This is a genomic window from Flavobacterium ammonificans (assembly GCF_020886115.1).
In the GTDB taxonomy this organism is placed as follows: Bacteria; Bacteroidota; Bacteroidia; order Flavobacteriales; family Flavobacteriaceae; genus Flavobacterium; species Flavobacterium ammonificans.
Window position 1 is genome coordinate 1,073,709 of the sequence record NZ_AP025185.1, and the last position, 17,680, is coordinate 1,091,388.

Consider the following 17,680-nt stretch of genomic DNA (forward strand, 5'->3'; position numbering starts at 1 on the left):
GTTGTTTTTAGTTTTTAGACCGCAAAAATAAGAATTTATTAGCATTAGAAAGGATAATTTATCCCAAAATTTAAAACAGAGCGTCCAATACCAAAGTCCTTTAGCCATCTTCTATTCATTTCGTTGGCTGGATTATAAGTTTTAAATCCTAAATCCAATCGAAATACAAACAAACCAAAATCATATCGCATACCAAAACCAGAACCAATTGCTATATTTTCCAGATCCTTTAAGCCAGTAAACTGCGCTTTTCGATCTTCTGTGTTGTCCAAAACATTCCAAATATTTCCTGCATCAACAAATAAAGCGCCTTTAAGATTGCCTACCAATTGAAAACGAAATTCAGCACTAACTGCTAATTTCATATTAGCCTCATTAAAGTCATTTACGCCTCCTGTACTTCCTGGACCCAAACGAAAAGGATTCCAAGCTCTGTTATCGTTAGAACCTCCAGAATAATAACTTCGAGAAAAAGGAATATTATTAGAGTTCCCAAAAGGAATCGCAATACCAAAAAAACTACGTAGGGCAAAAACAGTCTCTTTTGAAAACCCCCAATGTTTGATATAATCAAATTCTGTTTTAATGTACTCTGAATATTCTAAATCGAACAATTCAAAGCGACCATTACTGGATTTGTCCATATTGCTTGCATTCGCAAAAAGTGATAATAGTGAACCGGCAGATTCTATTTTTGTTTTAAATAAATAGAAGTTATTATCGCTGATGTCTTTTTTTGTGGTTTTTGAAAAGCTAAAACTTGTTGCTAAAATAAAATCATTTTCAATTAATCTAATTCGTCTTTCTTCAATACTTTTAATTGCTGAAAAATCAGTTGGAGTTGTGTTTATCGACGGAGTAGCGCTTAGTACATTTTGAATAAAACTATTCGTCCCATTTTCAACAATCAAATTTTGCTCTTGATCAAAATAACTAGGGTTAACATTATATTCGGGTTTCTTTGCTATTTCATTTAATGCATCATACGAAGAAGTATACACATTAAAATAATTCGTAGGATTTAAGTTTCTAACAAATTGCACGTTGAATAAGTCAAAGCGCGCTGTATTATTTTTCTTTGGTGTCCAATTGTAGGCAATGGCACCAATTAAATTTTCTTTATCCAAACCTATATTCTTTTGAATGGAATATCCTGTTGAAATTAAAGTAGAAGGAAACATATTTTTAGGTATGATTCTTTCTGTTTTGAAAGGAAAAACAATTCTTGGAAAATTTAATTTTAAGTCCAATCCTAGTTCGGAGGCATTGAAAAACACATCGTTAGGATTTGCAAAATCTTGAGAGGAACCTACATTGGCTCTGCCTGAAAATTCTAACGTTTCAGCTCCGTTGAATACATTTCGTATCGAAATTGAAGGGCTAAATCCTATTCCTAAATTTTGAATGTTAGAATGCGTAATATCAATAGATTGTCCAAAACTGTATTTTTTCTTAGGAGTTAAATAAATTTTAGCAATCAATGATTGAGAGGTTGAGTCCCTTTTGTCATTTTCATAAATAATAGATGGATAATTAAATATCTTAAGATTACTTATATACCTACTTGTTAGCGATGTGTTGTTATCTGAAAAAAGACTTCCTTTATAAATAAAGATAGCATTTGTAATTGCTTTTGGTCTGTATTTTAATTTTTGCTTACTCAGCAATGTAAAATTATTGTAGTTTGTACTATCAGTTATACTGTAGTTTGCTTCAGCGGCTTTATAATCAGTATATATTTTTACCTCACTAATTTTCATCAACTTAAAAGGAGCTGTTTTAGACGAATCATTTTCTTGGAAACTAAAATCACTTATTTTTAAATTGATATTTGCTTTGTGGTTTTTATTAATGGTATCTACATTGAACGTAATATTGTTAGGTTGAAAATGATATGCCCCATTATTTCTAAAATAACTAGTTAGCCTGTTTTTTTCATTCTCAAAATCCTCTGTTTTATATTGGATCCCTGATTTTATAATAGAACTTTCAGCAGTTAAACGATACAACGAATCTATTGCAGGGGATGTTATAAAAGGCGTTATTGAGTCTAATACATAAGGCTTTCCTGTGGTGATAAAATAATTGACCCTTCCTTTCTTAGATTTCAAGCTATCAATGGTATAATTTGCTTTAATGTCAAAAAAACCTTGGTTGAAATAATAGTATTTTAATCTAAGTAAAGATTTGTCTGCTCTAGTTTTATCAATAATTTCAGGAGCATCTCCAATTTTTTTTAATACGTTGTGAATCCCTTTATAAAAAAATGAATTTCCTAATTGCTCTACTTGTTTAGCAGACAACCATTTGGTCATTCGCTCTAATTTTTTTGGATTATTCTTGAATTTTAAAAGGTAGGTAGAGTCTGGATTTGGTTTAGCCCAATTGTAAAGTGTTAGCGCTAAGGGGAACCCAAATAGTTTAGCATTCGGATTTTGAGACAATTGATTTGAAGTAATTTCGGTCTTAATTACTTTATTATTTTCAAATATCTTATTTTCGGTCAATAATAATTTGCCATCTGGAACTCTTTTTACAGAATTACAAGCGGCAATGGCTATTGCAATTAAGATAAATGCGCTTACTTTTGCGGTATTACTTTTCAAGTGGAATAAAAATTTAATTCAAAAGTACATTTTTTTATGGTTAGTAAAAACCAAATAAAGTTTATATCGGGTCTTCAGCAAAAAAAACAACGTTTAATTCATAAAATGTTTGTAGCAGAAGGGGTAAAGGTTGTTCAAGAATTACTAGATGCCGATTTTGAATTACATCAGTTATATACCACTGAAGATGATTTCAAATCTGTTAACGACAGTAAAAAACAAATTGTTTCAGCGGATGATTTAAAAAAAATCAGCGCCTTAACAACAGCTAGTTCTTGTTTAGCAGTTTTTAAAATTCCTGAACAAAAGGAATTATATCAGTCGGGTTTGATTGTAGCCTTAGATGCTATCAGAGATCCAGGCAACTTAGGAACTATAATTCGCTTATGCGATTGGTTTGGCATACAACAATTGATTTGTTCAAATGAAACGGTTGATGTTTATAATCCGAAAGTAGTCCAAGCGACTATGGGTTCAATTTCTCGTGTCAATGTGAGTTATATTAATTTAGAAGATTTTATTTCCACAACTTCACTCCCTGTTTTTGGAACGTTTATGAATGGCGAAAATATTTATTCTACAACCTTACCTAAAGAAGGGATTATTGTGATGGGTAACGAGGCAAATGGAATTTCAAAAGAAGTAGAAAATAGCATTCAACATCGATTAACAATTCCTCGTTTTGGAACTCTTCAAAAAACAGAAAGTTTGAATGTTGCCACAGCCACAGCTATAATTTTAAGTGAATTTAGAAGGGTTTCGCTTTAAGTTAATGAAAAGTAAAGTTGATAAAGAGTCCTCTTGTTCTCATCGATTCTATATTTCCGGTCCATGGACTCATAGGGTCATTGTCTCGGATTAATTCGTCTTTTAGACTAAATACGCCTCTAATTGAGGGTGAAAAAATAAAATACTCAGAAAAAATATCTATTCCGAAGCCTAATTCGTAATTCGGACTCCAAGCTTTTACTCTAAACCGTTGGCCAAGATTATCGTCGGTGGATTTTGAATTGCTCGATAAATTTAGAGTTGTTGAAACGCCTCCTAGTATGAAAGGACGAATATTTCCAGTTCGTAAAGCTGAAAATTTCAACAATAACGGAAGATGAATATAGGTGCTGTTTACCTCTCGAATAGTGTCAGATGCTTTTGGAACGAACGAAAAATGAGTAGTGGGGTAATTTAAAATTCGCTTGGTATAATACAATCCGGGTTCGAAGCGCAAATTAATATATTCTTGTAACCTCAAATCGGCTACCAAACCCACATTGAATCCAGTTGTTTTTTGAACTTGAATATCTTCGATTTCATTTTTGTAATCAAACTTAAAATCATAGGAGTTCAAGCCCAAGAAAAAACCAAAATACAAAGGCTGTTGTTGCCAAGTCTCAAGGTGTCTAACAGGGTTTTTGCTAAAAATACTCTCTCTAAATTGAGCCTGAATGCTCATAGAGCAAACTAGTAAAATAAGAGAATAACGTTTTTTCATATTATTTTTTAGATGCTGAATAAATAGTAGCTACCCCAAAGGTTTGTGGTAAAGCTACAACATCTATAAACCCAATTTTTCGTAAAATATTGTTTAACTTTTCACCGTAAGGGAAAGCTGCTGCAGATTCTGACAAATATCCGTACGCCACATTGTCTTTTGAAAATAATTTTCCAATTAATGGTAAAATATTTTTACTGTAAAATTCATAACCTTGTTTATAAGGTGTTTTGTCAGGCACAGAGGTTTCTAAAATCACGAAAGTACCATTAGGTTTTAAAACGCGTAAAATTTCAGACAATCCTTTTTCTAGATTCTCAAAATTACGAACCCCAAAAGCAACAGTTATTGCATCAAAATAGTCATCCTCAAAGGGTATGTTTTCTGAATCTCCTAAAACCATCTCGATAGTTTTGGATAAGTTTTTGTTGGCTATTTTTTGCACACCTACTTCTAACATTCCAGCAGAAATATCCAGACCAATGATTTTGTCTGCTTTGGTTTGTGCCATCAAAATGGCTAAATCTCCGGTACCAGTTGCGATGTCTAAAATGGTTTTTGGATGAGATTTCCCTATCATTTTTAGCACTTTTTTGCGCCATTTTACATCGATTCCGAAAGAAATGACACGATTTAAATTATCGTAGTTTCCCGAAATAGTGTCAAACATTTGAGCAACCTGTTCTTTTTTACTTAAAGAAGAGTCTTTGTAAGGGGTAATTTTGCTGGCCATTTTTAAAGTTTGTGCAAATATAAGCAAACAACTTTAAATTAAAGGATTTAGTGGGTTTCTAACTCGCTTTTTTAATTCTAAAATATCACTAAATGTTGGTATTGTAGCCTTTAAAATTTATTATGAATTTTACAAAATGAAAATTATTTTCAATGATTTATTGGGAGAGGAAAAAGAAAGCAAATAATAATTTAGTGTTATTGTTATTTGTGTCTTCAGGTTTTACAAACTCCTATTCTTTTTAAGGGGTTTTTAACGCTAATACGTTCTTAAGAATTAATTTGTTTTTGGAAACTTTAATTTATTACGATCTATTGCCTTTGTGGTATTTGGTAATGGAATCAGTATAAACCAAAAGACATTTACTCTCCCGATACATTGAAAGTAATTATTTTCTGAGATAAGTTTGATAAGTGAAGGAAAACAAGTGTTTTTCGTCTTTTTCGTTAAACTTTGATGTTACCAATTCCCAATTAGATAAATCAATTTCTGGAAAAAAAGTATCGGCATCAAAATGGCCGTGTACTTTTGTAATTTCTATTTTATCAGTATATTCTAATCCTTGTTGGTAAATTTCTCCACCACCAATAATAAATACGGGAGCATCTTTTGGACACACTTTAATTGCATTTTCGATACTATTGACTACTATACAGCCTTCAGGCGAATACTCTTTTTGTCTTGTAATTACTACATGGGTTCTATTTGGTAGTGGTTTAGGAAAACTTTCAAATGTTTTTCTCCCCATGATTATGTAGTGACCAGTCGTAAGCTCTTTAAACCTTTTAAAGTCATTTGGCAAATGCCAAACTAGTTCATTATCTTTTCCTAAAGCATTGTTTTCGGCTACAGCCGCAATCATTATAATCATGCTACTAAATATATAGATGGATTTCTTAAAAGTTTATTTATACCGCCACACTTCCTTTAATTGCCGGATGTGGGTCATATCCTTCTAATGTGAAATCATCAAAGATAAAATCAAAAATATTTGTAATTGCGGGATTTAAAATCATTTTAGGTAAAGGCTTCGGTTCTCTAGAAAGCTGAAGTTCTAATTGTTCAAAATGATTATTGTAAATATGGGCATCACCAAACGTATGGATGAATTCTCCAACTCCTAAATTACACACTTGAGCAATCATCATCGTCAGTAAAGCATAGGAGGCAATGTTGAATGGCACTCCAAGGAAAATATCAGCTGAGCGCTGGTATAATTGACACGAAAGCTTACCATCTGCTACATAAAATTGAAAAAAAGCATGACAAGGTGGTAAAGCGGCTTTATTATTTGCTACATTTTCAGTAAATGATTTAGTGGTATCTGGAAGCACAGATGGATTCCATGCAGATACTAAAAGTCGTCTACTATTCGGGTTTGTTTTTAATTCTTTGATTAGGTCTTCAATTTGATCAATTTCTTCACTATTCCAGTTGCGCCATTGATGACCATATACTGGCCCAAGATTTCCATTTGCATCTGCCCAATCATCCCAAATTTTAACTCCGTTTTCTTGCAAGTATTGAATGTTGGTGTCGCCTTTTAAAAACCATAGTAATTCATGTATTATGGATTTCAAATGTAGTTTTTTTGTTGTCACCATTGGAAAACCCTCATTTAAATCAAAACGCATTTGGTAACCAAAAACACTTTTGGTTCCTGTTCCTGTTCGGTCTCCTTTTTGGCAACCATTTTCCATTACATGCTTTACTAAGTCTACATATTGTTTCATCTGAGGAAATTTAATTGTCTTTTAATTGGGATAGAATATATTAAAGGTTTTTATATACCACCCCATTTTTCATTACAAATTGAACGTTTTCTAATGTTTTAATATTGTTAAGTGGATTTTCGTCAACTGCAATAATGTCTGCAAAGAAATTCGGTTTAATTTGACCAATTTCGTTTGAAACTCCTAAAAGCATTGCATTAGTTGTAGTAGCAGATTGAATCGCTGCCAAAGTCGGCATTCCGGCTTCCACCATATAGCCAAACTCTTTACCATTTTTTCCATGGTCATATACTCCAGCATCGGTGCCAAAAGCTATTTTAACCCCTTTTTTATATGCTTTTGCAAAAGTAGACTGTATTTGAGGTCCAACTTCCTTCGCTTTAGGCACAATAATAGCTGGATAAAACCCTTCAACTTCCGCTTTTATAGCTACTTCTTTTCCTGCAGTAATTGTGGGAACTAAATAGGCATCGTACTTTTTCATTAATTCCATAGTCTCTTCACTCATAAAAGTTCCGTGCTCTATAGTTTTAATTCCGCCAAGAATCGCTCTTTGCATTCCTTCGTCGCCATGAGCATGAGCTGCAGTTAGCATGTTGTAATCTTTAGCAGTTGTAGTTATTGCTTTTATCTCTTCAATTGAAAATTGAGGATTTTTTCCATTTTTTGCCACACTTAAAACACCGCCTGTTGCTGTAATTTTAATGACATCAGCACCTTCTTTGTAGCGTTGGCGTACTGCTTTTACTCCGTCTTCTGGCGAATTTACAACACCTTCATGAGGTCCCGGATCACCCATCAAAGAACGATTACTTCCATTGGTTGGATCAGCATGTCCACCAGTTGAAGCGATAGATTTTCCTGCGGTGTACACTCTAGGCCCTTTAGCAATTCCTTTATTAATTGCATTTCGTAACGCAATATTTACTCCGGTTCCTCCCAAATCACGAACAGTTGTGAATCCGGCAAGTAAGGTAATTTCGGCAAAGCGAGCTGCTTCAAAAGCCACGTCTGCTTCGTTATTTGTATACTTTGCAGCATAGCTTTTTGGATTTTGTTCACTTTCCAAATGTACATGCAAATCAATTAAACCAGGAAGTACGTGTTTATTTTTTAAGTTGATTTCAATATCAGATGCATTGTCTTTAGAAACAAACCCTTCTTTAATTGTACTAATTTTATTGTTTTTAACAATAATAGTAGCATTTTTAGTTGATTGACCTGTTTGCGTGTCTAAAATAGAACCACAGTGTAGGTAATAATCTTGGGAAAATGCACTAAATGAAACGAATCCAATAAAGAACAACGAAATTACATTTTTGACTTTCATAGTTTGTATTTTTAAAATTTATAAATCTCTTTTTGAAATTTCGTCTCTGATTTTAGCTGCTTTTTCATAATCTTCATTTTCTACAGCACCATCTAATAAATCATTTAAATCATTTAAACTCAATTGGCTATAAGTATCGCCAGAACGATTTGATTCCATTTCGTTCGCGTAATTTTCTGAACGGGACAGGAAATCATCAACGGTTTGAGGCTCATTGTTGGTTTCTGCTGCGTTTGGGTTTAGAAATATACCAGCCTTGTCTAAAATATTTTTATAAGTAAAAATTGGAGCTCCAAATCGAAGTGCCAAGGCAATTGCATCTGAAGTTCTTGCGTCAATTATTTCTTCAATTTTATCACGCTCACAAATTATGCTCGAATAAAACACACCATCTACTAGTTTGTGAATGATAACTTGCTTTACAGCGATGTCAAAACGATCTGCAAAATTTTTAAACAAATCGTGTGTAAGTGGGCGAGGAGGTTTAATTTCTTTTTCTAATGCTATAGCAATGGATTGGGCTTCAAAAGCACCAATAACAATTGGTAATTTTTTATCGCCATCCACTTCATTTAGGATTAGAGCATAGGCTCCATTTTGTGTTTGACTATACGAAATTCCTTTAATTGATAATTTTACTAAACTCATAACATTTGAATGTGATTTGAAGGTATTCAAAAAAAAGACTACCTAAAAAGCAAATATACAAATATCCAACTTTTTAGGTAGCCTTTTGACCAATAATTTAAAATTACTGTTGCGCTTTGAATGTTTTAAATTTCTCAATCAATTTTGGCACAATTTCAAAAGCATCTCCTACAACTCCGTAGTCAGCAACCTTAAAGAAAGGCGCTTCAGGATCACTATTGATTACCACTTTGATTTTAGACGAATTGATTCCTGCAATATGTTGAATTGCTCCAGAAACACCAATAGCAATATATAAGTTAGTTGCAACAGGTTTTCCTGTTTGACCAACGTGTTCTCCATGTGGTCTCCAACCTAAGTCAGATACCGGTTTTGAACAAGCTGTAGCGGCACCAAGAACTCCTGCCAATTCCTCAATCATACCCCAATTTTCTGGCCCTTTTAATCCTCTACCTCCTGAAACAACTACATCAGCATCAGCAATTGAGATTTTTCCAGAACTTTTTTCTACAGAATTGATTTTTACATTAAAATCAGCAGCATCAATTGAAGGATTAAAATCTTCTTCAGAACCAGTTACCGCACTTTCGAAAATACCAAAAGAGTTTTTCGCAAGTCCGATTATTTTAGTTTCAGAAGTCATTTCAGTAACTGTAAATGCTTTGTTAGAAAAAGCAGTTCTCTTTACTTGAAAAGGCGAAATGCTTATTGGAAGACCAACTACATTGGATGCTAAACCCGCATTTAATTTCACAGCCAAAATGGATGAAAGATAAATACTATCCGTTGTTGATGATACAACAACTATAGTGCTACTTTCTTTTTTAGCAGCTTGAGCAATTACATTAGCATAAGCTTTTGCAGAAAACCCTGATAAAGATTCGTTAGTTACTTTAAGGACTTTATTTACACCGTACTTTGATAATTCTGATACGTCATTCATATTGATAGTGACTGCAGTCACAGTAGTTCCAGTTGTTTCGGCTATTTTTTTAGCGTAGGAAGCCAACTCAAAAGCTACTTTTTTAAATTTTCCATCTGATGATTCAGCGAATAGTAATACAGACATGTTTATATTTTTAAATTTTTTATACTAATTTAATTATTTGTAGGACTAAATTACTTTAGCTTCATTGTGTAACAAATTGATTAATTCATCAAGGTTGTCAGCATCAACAAGTTTTACAGCAGATTTAGCTGCCGGTTTTTCAAATTGGATTGATTTGGTTTTTGCGTCAGCATGAACAGGTTCTAAAATAGTTAAGGCTTTAGTTCGTGCCGTCATAATTCCTCTCATGTTTGGAATTTTTAAGTCTTTTTCTTCCACCAATCCTTTTTGGCCACCAATAATTAATGGTAAAGAAGAAGATAAAATTTCTTTACCTCCGTCAATTTCTCTACTTGCAGTAGCACTAGCACCATCTACAGTTAATCCAACACAAGAATTAATAAAGTTATAGTCTAGTAATGAAGCTATCATCCCCGGAACCATTCCACCATTATAATCCAAAGATTCTTTTCCAGCAATAATTAAATCGTAGCCTCCGGTTTGAATAACTTGCGCTAATTGTTTAGCTACAAAAAAACCATCTGTTGGATTAGCATTGATTCGAATTGCTTCATCTGCACCAATAGCTAGTGCTTTTCTCAATGTAGGTTCGGTTTCTGGTCCACCAACATTAATTACAGTAACGTGAGCGCCTTGTTGCTCATGAAACCAAATAGCTCTTGTTAAACCAAATTCATCGTTAGGATTGATCACAAATTGAACCCCATTAGTATCAAATTCGGTATCGCCGTTAGTAAAATTAATTTTCGAAGTAGTATCAGGTACATGGCTGATGCAAACTAATATTTTCATAAGAATACGTTTTTTTTATCTTTTGTATTGTACAAATCTATAGAATAAAAATGAATATTTACTATGCGCGCATAATATTTTTATTTAATTTATTATTTTTTTAACTTTTTACCTAATTTGCCTTATTTCAACTATTAAACTAGTTGAACAAATCCAATAAATAGTGAAATACAACTTTTGATATTTTAGTAGATTTTATGCATTTAAGTAATATAAAATATTTATTTTTGCGCTTTCGAAATTACATATATAACTAAACAATTATGAGAACGATTCAATTTAGAGAGGCTATTTGTGAGGCGATGAGTGAAGAAATGCGCCGAGATGAATCCATATATTTAATGGGTGAAGAAGTTGCTGAATACAATGGTGCTTATAAAGCTTCTAAAGGAATGCTAGCTGAGTTTGGCGAAAAGAGAGTTATAGACACTCCAATTGCAGAACTTGGTTTTTCTGGGATTGCAGTAGGTTCAGCAATGAATGGTTGTCGTCCAATTGTAGAGTACATGACATTCAATTTCTGTTTAGTGGGAATTGATCAAATTATAAGTAATGCTGCTAAGATGCGTCAAATGTCTGGTGGTCAATTTAATGTGCCAATAGTTTTTAGAGGACCAACAGCCTCTGCAGGACAGTTAGGAGCAACTCACTCTCAAGCTTTAGAGAATTGGTTTGCCAATACACCGGGTCTTAAAGTGGTAGTACCATCAACTCCTTATGATGCTAAAGGTTTATTGAAAGCAGCCATTCGTGATAACGATCCTGTAATTTTTATGGAATCAGAACAAATGTATGGTGATAAAGGAGAGGTGCCTGATGGAGAATATACCATTCCACTTGGAGTTGCAGATATCAAACGTGAAGGAACCGATGTAACAATAGTTTCTTTTGGAAAAATTATTAAAGAAGCTTTTATTGCTGCAGATGAATTAGCAAAAGAAGGAATATCTTGCGAGATAATTGATTTAAGAACGGTACGTCCAATGGATTATGATGCTATTTTAACTTCGGTTAGAAAAACAAATAGATTGGTTGTTCTTGAAGAAGCTTGGCCGTTTGCAAGTGTTGCTTCTGAAATTACGTACATTGTTCAAGAACGTGCTTTTGACTTTTTAGATGCCCCGATTCAGCGTATCACAACAGCAGATACTCCTGCTCCATACTCTCCTGTATTATTGAAAGAATGGTTGCCTAATGCTGATGATGTTATCAAAGCAGTAAAAAAAGTGCTAAATAGATAAATACAATTCATTTATTGTTTTTTAAACAATGATATAAAGATTACCTTTGAATCTTCATCAGATGTTCTATTTGATGGAGATTTTTTTTAAATTATGACAGCCAAATTCTCTAAAATCATTCTATTTGTTTTTCTGATTCTAAGTCAGTGGATTGTAGCACAGACCAAAGTCAGCGGAATTGTTTTGGATAAATCAAAACAGCCAATTCCTTTTGCCAACGTTGTGTTCAAAAAATCAAATATAGGTGTAGTGGCCAATGAGGATGGGCGATTTTATATTGAGTCTCCTCAAAAACATAGCGTTTTAATTATTTCGTCAGCGGGATATTCAGAAAGAGAAATTATCCTAGAAAATAGTGTTGTTTACAATTTAAAAGCAATCTTAAATGAAGCTGAATCTTTAAACGAGGTAGTTATATTTACTGGTAAAACGTCTAAAAAAAATAATCCGGCTTTGGATATTCTTCGAAAAATTTGGGAACGAAAACGTAAGAACGGCTTGTATCAGTTCAATCAATACCAATTTGAAAAGTACGAGAAGGTAGAGTTTGACATGAACACTATTGATAGTGCTTTCATGAAAAATAAAATTTTCAAGGGTATGGAGTTTGTTTTCAAACATGTGGATACTTCTAAAGTTACGGGGAAAACCTACTTGCCTATCTTTATCAACGAATCTTTATCTGATGTTTTCGGGGATAACCGCCAAAAAAAGGTGAAAGAAAAACTGAAAGCAAATAAAACTTCAGGCTTTGAGGGAAATCAACAGATTTTATCTTTTATCAAAGATTTATATACCGATTATTCGATTTATAACAATTACTTGACTTTTTTCGACAAGAGTTTTACAAGCCCATTGTCTCGAACGGGTATTGATGTCTATAATTATGTATTAAGAGACAGCGCTTATATTGACAATAAAAAATGCTACAATATTTTATTTTATCCAAGACGCAAAAACGAATTGACATTCAAAGGTGATTTTTGGGTGAATGATACTACGTTTGCCATTAAAAAAATTAATATGGCAGTAACTAAAAGTGCTAACATTAACTGGATTAAAGACATTTATATTGAACAAGAATTTGAAGTTGTTAACGATTCTGTTTTCTTGTTGACAAAAGATTATATGATGTCTGATTTTGCCTTAAATAAGAAAGAAGACTCAAAAGGGGTGTATGGAAAAAGAACTACTTTGTATCGCAATCATGAATTCAATAAAGAAAAACCGCTCGCTTTTTATAAAGAGGAAGTGAATTTCATTGACAACGATGTGTACAAAAAGTCAGAAGAATATTGGCATGAAAACCGTTTCGAAAAATTAAATAAAGACGAGGCCGGAGTCTATAAAATGCTGGATACGCTTCAAACCGTCAAAAAGTTCAAACAGATGTACAGTTTGGTTTCTATTTTGGGTAGCGGTTATGTCGAGTTTAAGAATTTTGATTACGGACCTATCTTTTCTTCATTAGGTTTTAACGAAGTAGAAGGAGTTCGATTGCGTGTTGGTGGAAGAACCTATTTTGGACCTAATGATCCATGGCGAATTCAAGCGTTTACCGCTTATGGATTGAAAGACCAACAATTTAAATACGGCTTTTCAGGGAAATGGATGGTGGATAAGAAAAACCGACTTATTCTCTCAGGAGGTAATCGACGTGATATTGAGCAAATAGGAGCGAGTTTAACTACTACTAATGATGTGATGGGGCGAAGTTTTGCTTCATCCGCTTTATTTACTACTGGAAATAATGGGAAGTTAACCAATATCAATCTAACGACCTTTTCAGTTGAAATTGAGCCAGTGAAAAATCTAATCTTTCAAGCAGGGATTTCTCATCGTACTTTAGCATCCGCATCGCCTACTTTTAGTTTGGATTATTATACAGATGCTTCGAGAACGGCTACTCAGAGTGAGGTAAAACAATCGGAAGCCAATATTCAAATTGAGTTCATGCCTAAAAGAAAGACGATTGGTTACGGAGTAGAAAGAGATGTCGTAGACAATCCTTACAGTCGCTTTTTTGTCAATTACAGTCACGGATTCAAAGGAGTGTTGAACAGTGATTTCAAGTATGATAAATTGCAATTGTATTATAAACAACCTTTCATCATTGGTCCATTGGGTAGAACGAATATTACTATGGAGTTAGGGAAAACTTTTGGCACTATTCCACTTGGATTAATGAGTGTGATTCCTGGGAACCAAACCTATTTTATAATTGAGAACACCTTTAACAATCTTAATTTTTACGAATTTTTAAGCGATCAGTATGCCACTTTTAAATGGGATCATAATTTTAACGGTCGCATTTTTTCTCGCATTCCTTTTATGCGAAAGTTAAACTGGCGCGAAATCATAGGAATACGAGCTGTTTATGGAACAATATCGGAGGAGAACCGATTGATCAATGCTTCTGGATTGGCTTACAATGCTCCTGAAAATGTCTATTGGGAATACAGTGCGGGCATTGGGAACATATTTAAAGTATTTCGTATTGATTTTTCATGGCGAGGCAGCTATTTAAATACTCCAGATGCCAATAAATTTGCCATTAAAGGCGCTTTTGGATTTCACTTTTAATTATAACAGACTATTTATACACAAAGCTTCCAACCTTCACAAGGCTGGAAGCTTTGTTCGTATTTTGAATAATGGAAGCGTTGTTGTTTTTTCTAATTATTGGCTAAAATGCAACGGTTTTAAAATATTCTAGAGATATCTTCAATTTACTCTTGTAAAAACGTATAGTTTCCTTACTTTTGCACCAAATTTTAAAAGAAAAATACAACAAATACAATGACTGCAGACAAATTAAAAACTTTCGATGTTTTAATCGAAATACCAAGAGGAAGTAGAAACAAATACGAATACGATTTTAAGATTAGAAGAATGCGTTTTGATAGAATGTTATTCTCGTCTATGATGTACCCAGCTGATTACGGATTTATTCCTGAAACCTTAGCTTTAGACGGAGATCCACTAGACGTTTTGGTATTGATTAACGAGCCTACTTTTCCGGGTTGTGTAATGGAAGTAAAACCAATTGGTGTTTTCCACATGGCAGACGATAAAGGACCAGATGAGAAAGTAATTTGTGTTCCGGTTTCTGATCCAATTTGGAATTCATTAAATGATTTAAGCGATGTAAACCCACACTTAATCAAAGAAATTGAGCATTTTTTCCAAGTCTACAAAGACTTAGAAAACAAGCAAGTTGATGTTGAAGGTTGGGGAGATGTGAACGAAGCGTACGCTATCATTAAAGAATGTACAGAGCGTTTCGATGCGATTGAAAACAAACCTAAAAACTTATTTAGTATTAAATAATTTTTTTAGTTAATTGATATAAAAAAAGCAATATTCTGAAAAGAGTATTGCTTTTTTGTTTAAATTCGTTCGTTATCAATGAATTATTAATTAAACCAAAATTATTTTTTATGAATGCATTTATGATTTATTTGCCAATAGTAATGGCAATTATTGGACTTTTGTTCATGGCGGTTAAAAGAGCTTGGGTACTAAAACAAGACGCTGGAGATGGAAAGATGAAAGAGATTTCAGATTACATTTACGAGGGTGCATTAGCTTTCCTTAAAGCAGAGTACAGATTATTAACTTTCTTCGTTATTGGCGCAAGTGCCGTTTTAGCGGGGATTTCTTTTATAGTGCCTACTACACATATTTTAATAGTAGTCGCGTTTGTTTTTGGTGCATTCTTTTCTGCTTTAGCAGGAAATATGGGGATGAAAATTGCTACCAAAACCAATGTAAGAACAACACAAGCTGCTCGTACGAGTTTGCCTCAAGCCTTAAAAGTTTCATTTAGCGGTGGAACCGTAATGGGATTAGGAGTTGCTGGTTTAGCAGTTTTAGGTCTAACAGCTTTCTTTATTTTCTTCTTTCATTTCTTTATGGATGGAGTTTGGGGAGTTGATGGAACTGAAAAAATGACTATTGTATTAGAAACCTTAGCAGGATTCTCATTAGGTGCAGAATCAATTGCTTTATTTGCTCGTGTGGGTGGTGGTATTTATACTAAAGCTGCCGATGTTGGTGCTGACTTAGTTGGTAAAGTAGAAGCAGGTATTCCAGAGGATGATCCGCGTAACCCAGCGACTATTGCTGATAACGTTGGTGATAATGTGGGTGACGTTGCTGGAATGGGTGCCGATTTATTTGGTTCGTATGTAGCGACCGTTTTAGCTGCGATGGTGCTTGGAAATTATGTGATTAAAGATATGGGTGGTAAAATCGAAGATGCTTTTGGCGGAATCGGACCAATTTTGTTACCAATGGCGATTGCTGGTTTCGGAATTTTATTTTCGATCATCGGAACGATGTTAGTGAAAATTTCAAGTGATGATGCTAAAGAGGCACAAGTACAAAAAGCGTTGAACATTGGAAACTGGGTTTCTATAGCATTGACTTTAGTAGCCTGTTACTTTTTAGTTGCATATATGTTGCCTGCTACTATGAAAATGGAATTCTATGGCGAAGGATTGAAAGACATTTCATCTATGCGTGTATTCTATGCTACTATTGTAGGTTTAATTGTGGGTGGAGCGATTTCATCAGTAACCGAATATTATACAGGATTAGGTACAAAACCCGTTTTGGCGATTGTTCAAAAATCTTCAACAGGTGCTGGAACTAACGTAATTGCAGGTTTGGCAACAGGAATGATTTCTACTTTCCCAACTGTGATTTTATTCGCTGCAGCCATTTGGTCTTCTTATGCTTTTGCAGGATTCTACGGGGTAGCTTTAGCAGCTTCGGCTATGATGGCTACAACAGCTATGCAATTAGCAATTGATGCTTTCGGACCTATTTCAGACAACGCTGGAGGTATTGCAGAAATGAGTGAATTACCAAAAGAAGTACGTACACGTACTGATATTTTGGATTCTGTTGGAAACACAACTGCAGCAACCGGAAAAGGTTTTGCAATTGCTTCGGCTGCCTTGACTTCCTTAGCTTTGTTTGCGGCCTATGTAACCTTTACAGGTATTGACGGAATCAATATATTCAAAGCACCAGTTTTAGCTATGTTATTTGTAGGAGGAATGATTCCAGTTGTATTCTCTGCTTTGGCAATGAACTCGGTTGGAAAAGCGGCTATGGATATGGTATATGAAGTGCGTCGTCAGTTCAAAGAAATTCCAGGAATTATGGAAGGAACTGGCAAACCAGAATACGGTAAATGCGTGGAGATTTCTACTAAAGCGGCTTTACGCGAAATGATGTTGCCAGGAATCTTAACGATTGGTTTCCCAATTGCGATTGTTCTTTTAGGTAAATTAGTATATGCAGATAACAACCAATTGATCGCGGAAATGTTAGGAGGTTATATGGCGGGAGTTACCGTTTCAGGTGTGCTTTGGGCAGTGTTCCAAAACAACGCTGGAGGTGCTTGGGATAATGCTAAAAAATCTTTTGAAGCAGGTGTAGAAATCAATGGCGAAATGACCTACAAAGGTTCTGACGCACACAAAGCAGCTGTAACTGGTGATACTGTTGGAGATCCGTTTAAAGACACTTCTGGACCTTCAATGAACATTTTAATTAAATTGACGTGTTTGATTGGATTAGTAATTGCGCCAATTTTAGGCGAAGGAAGTACAACTCACAAAGAAATGACTTGTACAGTTGAAATGAAATCGTGTGAAGAAGGAGAAATGATGGGTAATTGTGATATGAGCAAATGCGCTACTATGACTAAAGACGAATGTGCTAAAATGTGCGACAGTCTTAAATGTACTCCAGAGCAAAAAGCAATGTGTTTATCTAAATATGATGCTAATGGTAAATATATAGCGAAAGAAGAAAAAGCCTGTTGTGCAAAAAAAGGAGAGGCTAAAAAGCAAGTGAATGTTCAAATGACCAATGAAAATGGTAAAGTAAAAGCAACAGTTACTGTTTCTGAAAACGGAAAACAAATTGTTCAAGTTTTTGAAGGAACAGAAGCTGAAGTGAAAGCCAAAGTTGAAGCTATTAAATAGGTTTCAATTTTAAACCAATAAAAATGCCTCAATTTCT

Annotated in this window: 14 protein-coding genes; 5 read left to right on the forward strand and 9 right to left on the reverse strand. The window is 34.1% G+C overall.

Going from position 1 to position 17,680, the window contains the following annotated elements; all coding sequences use genetic code 11:
• Positions 1-44: 44 nt before the first annotated feature.
• Positions 45-2,606, reverse strand: a complete 2,562-nt coding sequence (gene tamL / locus LPC20_RS04535; protein ID WP_229326894.1) for a translocation and assembly module lipoprotein TamL — start codon at positions 2,604-2,606, stop codon at positions 45-47.
• Between the two features lie 36 nt (positions 2,607-2,642).
• Here tamL and LPC20_RS04540 point away from each other — a divergent pair, with 36 nt between their 5' ends.
• Positions 2,643-3,374, forward strand: coding sequence for a TrmH family RNA methyltransferase (locus LPC20_RS04540; RefSeq protein ID WP_229326895.1), 732 nt, complete (start codon positions 2,643-2,645; stop codon positions 3,372-3,374).
• Position 3,375: 1 nt separating this feature from the next.
• Here LPC20_RS04540 and porT read toward each other — a convergent pair whose 3' ends face one another.
• The 8 genes from porT to LPC20_RS04580 form a co-directional block, all read right to left on the reverse strand.
• Positions 3,376-4,095 (reverse strand): type IX secretion/gliding motility protein PorT/SprT, encoded by a 720-nt coding sequence (porT, locus tag LPC20_RS04545; protein ID WP_229326896.1) that lies wholly within the window; start codon positions 4,093-4,095, stop codon positions 3,376-3,378.
• Between the two features lies 1 nt (position 4,096).
• Complete coding sequence (gene ubiE, locus LPC20_RS04550; RefSeq protein ID WP_229326897.1) at positions 4,097-4,828, reverse strand: bifunctional demethylmenaquinone methyltransferase/2-methoxy-6-polyprenyl-1,4-benzoquinol methylase UbiE; 732 nt, start codon at positions 4,826-4,828, stop codon at positions 4,097-4,099.
• Positions 4,829-5,216: 388 nt separating this feature from the next.
• Positions 5,217-5,699: a dihydrofolate reductase gene (locus LPC20_RS04555; protein WP_229326898.1), complete on the reverse strand. Its 483-nt coding sequence runs from the start codon at positions 5,697-5,699 to the stop codon at positions 5,217-5,219.
• A gap of 37 nt (positions 5,700-5,736) precedes the next feature.
• Positions 5,737-6,561 carry a thymidylate synthase gene (locus tag LPC20_RS04560; RefSeq protein ID WP_229326900.1) on the reverse strand — a complete coding sequence of 275 codons (825 nt, stop codon included), beginning with the start codon at positions 6,559-6,561 and terminating at the stop codon, positions 5,737-5,739.
• A 40-nt stretch (positions 6,562-6,601) separates the two neighbouring features.
• Positions 6,602-7,891 carry a metal-dependent hydrolase family protein gene (locus tag LPC20_RS04565; RefSeq protein WP_229326902.1) on the reverse strand — a complete coding sequence of 430 codons (1,290 nt, stop codon included), beginning with the start codon at positions 7,889-7,891 and terminating at the stop codon, positions 6,602-6,604.
• A gap of 18 nt (positions 7,892-7,909) precedes the next feature.
• The gene (locus LPC20_RS04570; protein WP_229326903.1) at positions 7,910-8,539 is read right to left on the reverse strand and encodes a bifunctional nuclease family protein; all 630 of its coding nucleotides are present in this window, start codon (positions 8,537-8,539) and stop codon (positions 7,910-7,912) included.
• A gap of 103 nt (positions 8,540-8,642) precedes the next feature.
• Positions 8,643-9,608 (reverse strand): electron transfer flavoprotein subunit alpha/FixB family protein, encoded by a 966-nt coding sequence (locus LPC20_RS04575; protein ID WP_229326905.1) that lies wholly within the window; start codon positions 9,606-9,608, stop codon positions 8,643-8,645.
• A 45-nt stretch (positions 9,609-9,653) separates the two neighbouring features.
• Positions 9,654-10,400, reverse strand: coding sequence for an electron transfer flavoprotein subunit beta/FixA family protein (locus LPC20_RS04580; RefSeq protein WP_229326907.1), 747 nt, complete (start codon positions 10,398-10,400; stop codon positions 9,654-9,656).
• 263 nt (positions 10,401-10,663) lie between these two features.
• Here LPC20_RS04580 and LPC20_RS04585 point away from each other — a divergent pair, with 263 nt between their 5' ends.
• From LPC20_RS04585 to LPC20_RS04600, 4 genes are all read left to right on the forward strand, one after another.
• Complete coding sequence (locus LPC20_RS04585; RefSeq protein WP_229326910.1) at positions 10,664-11,641, forward strand: pyruvate dehydrogenase complex E1 component subunit beta; 978 nt, start codon at positions 10,664-10,666, stop codon at positions 11,639-11,641.
• Between the two features lie 93 nt (positions 11,642-11,734).
• The gene (locus LPC20_RS04590; protein WP_229326912.1) at positions 11,735-14,224 is read left to right on the forward strand and encodes a DUF5686 family protein; all 2,490 of its coding nucleotides are present in this window, start codon (positions 11,735-11,737) and stop codon (positions 14,222-14,224) included.
• A 216-nt stretch (positions 14,225-14,440) separates the two neighbouring features.
• Positions 14,441-14,971 carry an inorganic diphosphatase gene (locus LPC20_RS04595; RefSeq protein WP_229326914.1) on the forward strand — a complete coding sequence of 177 codons (531 nt, stop codon included), beginning with the start codon at positions 14,441-14,443 and terminating at the stop codon, positions 14,969-14,971.
• Between the two features lie 110 nt (positions 14,972-15,081).
• Positions 15,082-17,643, forward strand: coding sequence for a sodium-translocating pyrophosphatase (locus tag LPC20_RS04600; RefSeq protein ID WP_229326915.1), 2,562 nt, complete (start codon positions 15,082-15,084; stop codon positions 17,641-17,643).
• The last annotated feature ends 37 nt before the right edge of the window (positions 17,644-17,680 follow it).

Bases quoted from the DNA above. Each gene is read 5' to 3' on its own strand.
- LPC20_RS04590 (WP_229326912.1), top strand. From the start codon at position 11,735: ATGACAGCCAAATTCTCTAAAATCATTCTATTTGTTTTTCTGATTCTA.
- LPC20_RS04560 (WP_229326900.1), bottom strand. From the start codon at position 6,561: ATGAAACAATATGTAGACTTAGTAAAGCATGTAATGGAAAATGGTTGC.
- LPC20_RS04565 (WP_229326902.1), bottom strand. From the start codon at position 7,891: ATGAAAGTCAAAAATGTAATTTCGTTGTTCTTTATTGGATTCGTTTCA.
- LPC20_RS04585 (WP_229326910.1), top strand. From the start codon at position 10,664: ATGAGAACGATTCAATTTAGAGAGGCTATTTGTGAGGCGATGAGTGAA.
- LPC20_RS04575 (WP_229326905.1), bottom strand. From the start codon at position 9,608: ATGTCTGTATTACTATTCGCTGAATCATCAGATGGAAAATTTAAAAAA.
- LPC20_RS04540 (WP_229326895.1), top strand. From the start codon at position 2,643: ATGGTTAGTAAAAACCAAATAAAGTTTATATCGGGTCTTCAGCAAAAA.
- porT (WP_229326896.1), bottom strand. From the start codon at position 4,095: ATGAAAAAACGTTATTCTCTTATTTTACTAGTTTGCTCTATGAGCATT.
- ubiE (WP_229326897.1), bottom strand. From the start codon at position 4,828: ATGGCCAGCAAAATTACCCCTTACAAAGACTCTTCTTTAAGTAAAAAA.
- LPC20_RS04555 (WP_229326898.1), bottom strand. From the start codon at position 5,699: ATGATTATAATGATTGCGGCTGTAGCCGAAAACAATGCTTTAGGAAAA.
- LPC20_RS04570 (WP_229326903.1), bottom strand. From the start codon at position 8,539: ATGAGTTTAGTAAAATTATCAATTAAAGGAATTTCGTATAGTCAAACA.
- LPC20_RS04595 (WP_229326914.1), top strand. From the start codon at position 14,441: ATGACTGCAGACAAATTAAAAACTTTCGATGTTTTAATCGAAATACCA.
- LPC20_RS04600 (WP_229326915.1), top strand. From the start codon at position 15,082: ATGAATGCATTTATGATTTATTTGCCAATAGTAATGGCAATTATTGGA.
- LPC20_RS04580 (WP_229326907.1), bottom strand. From the start codon at position 10,400: ATGAAAATATTAGTTTGCATCAGCCATGTACCTGATACTACTTCGAAA.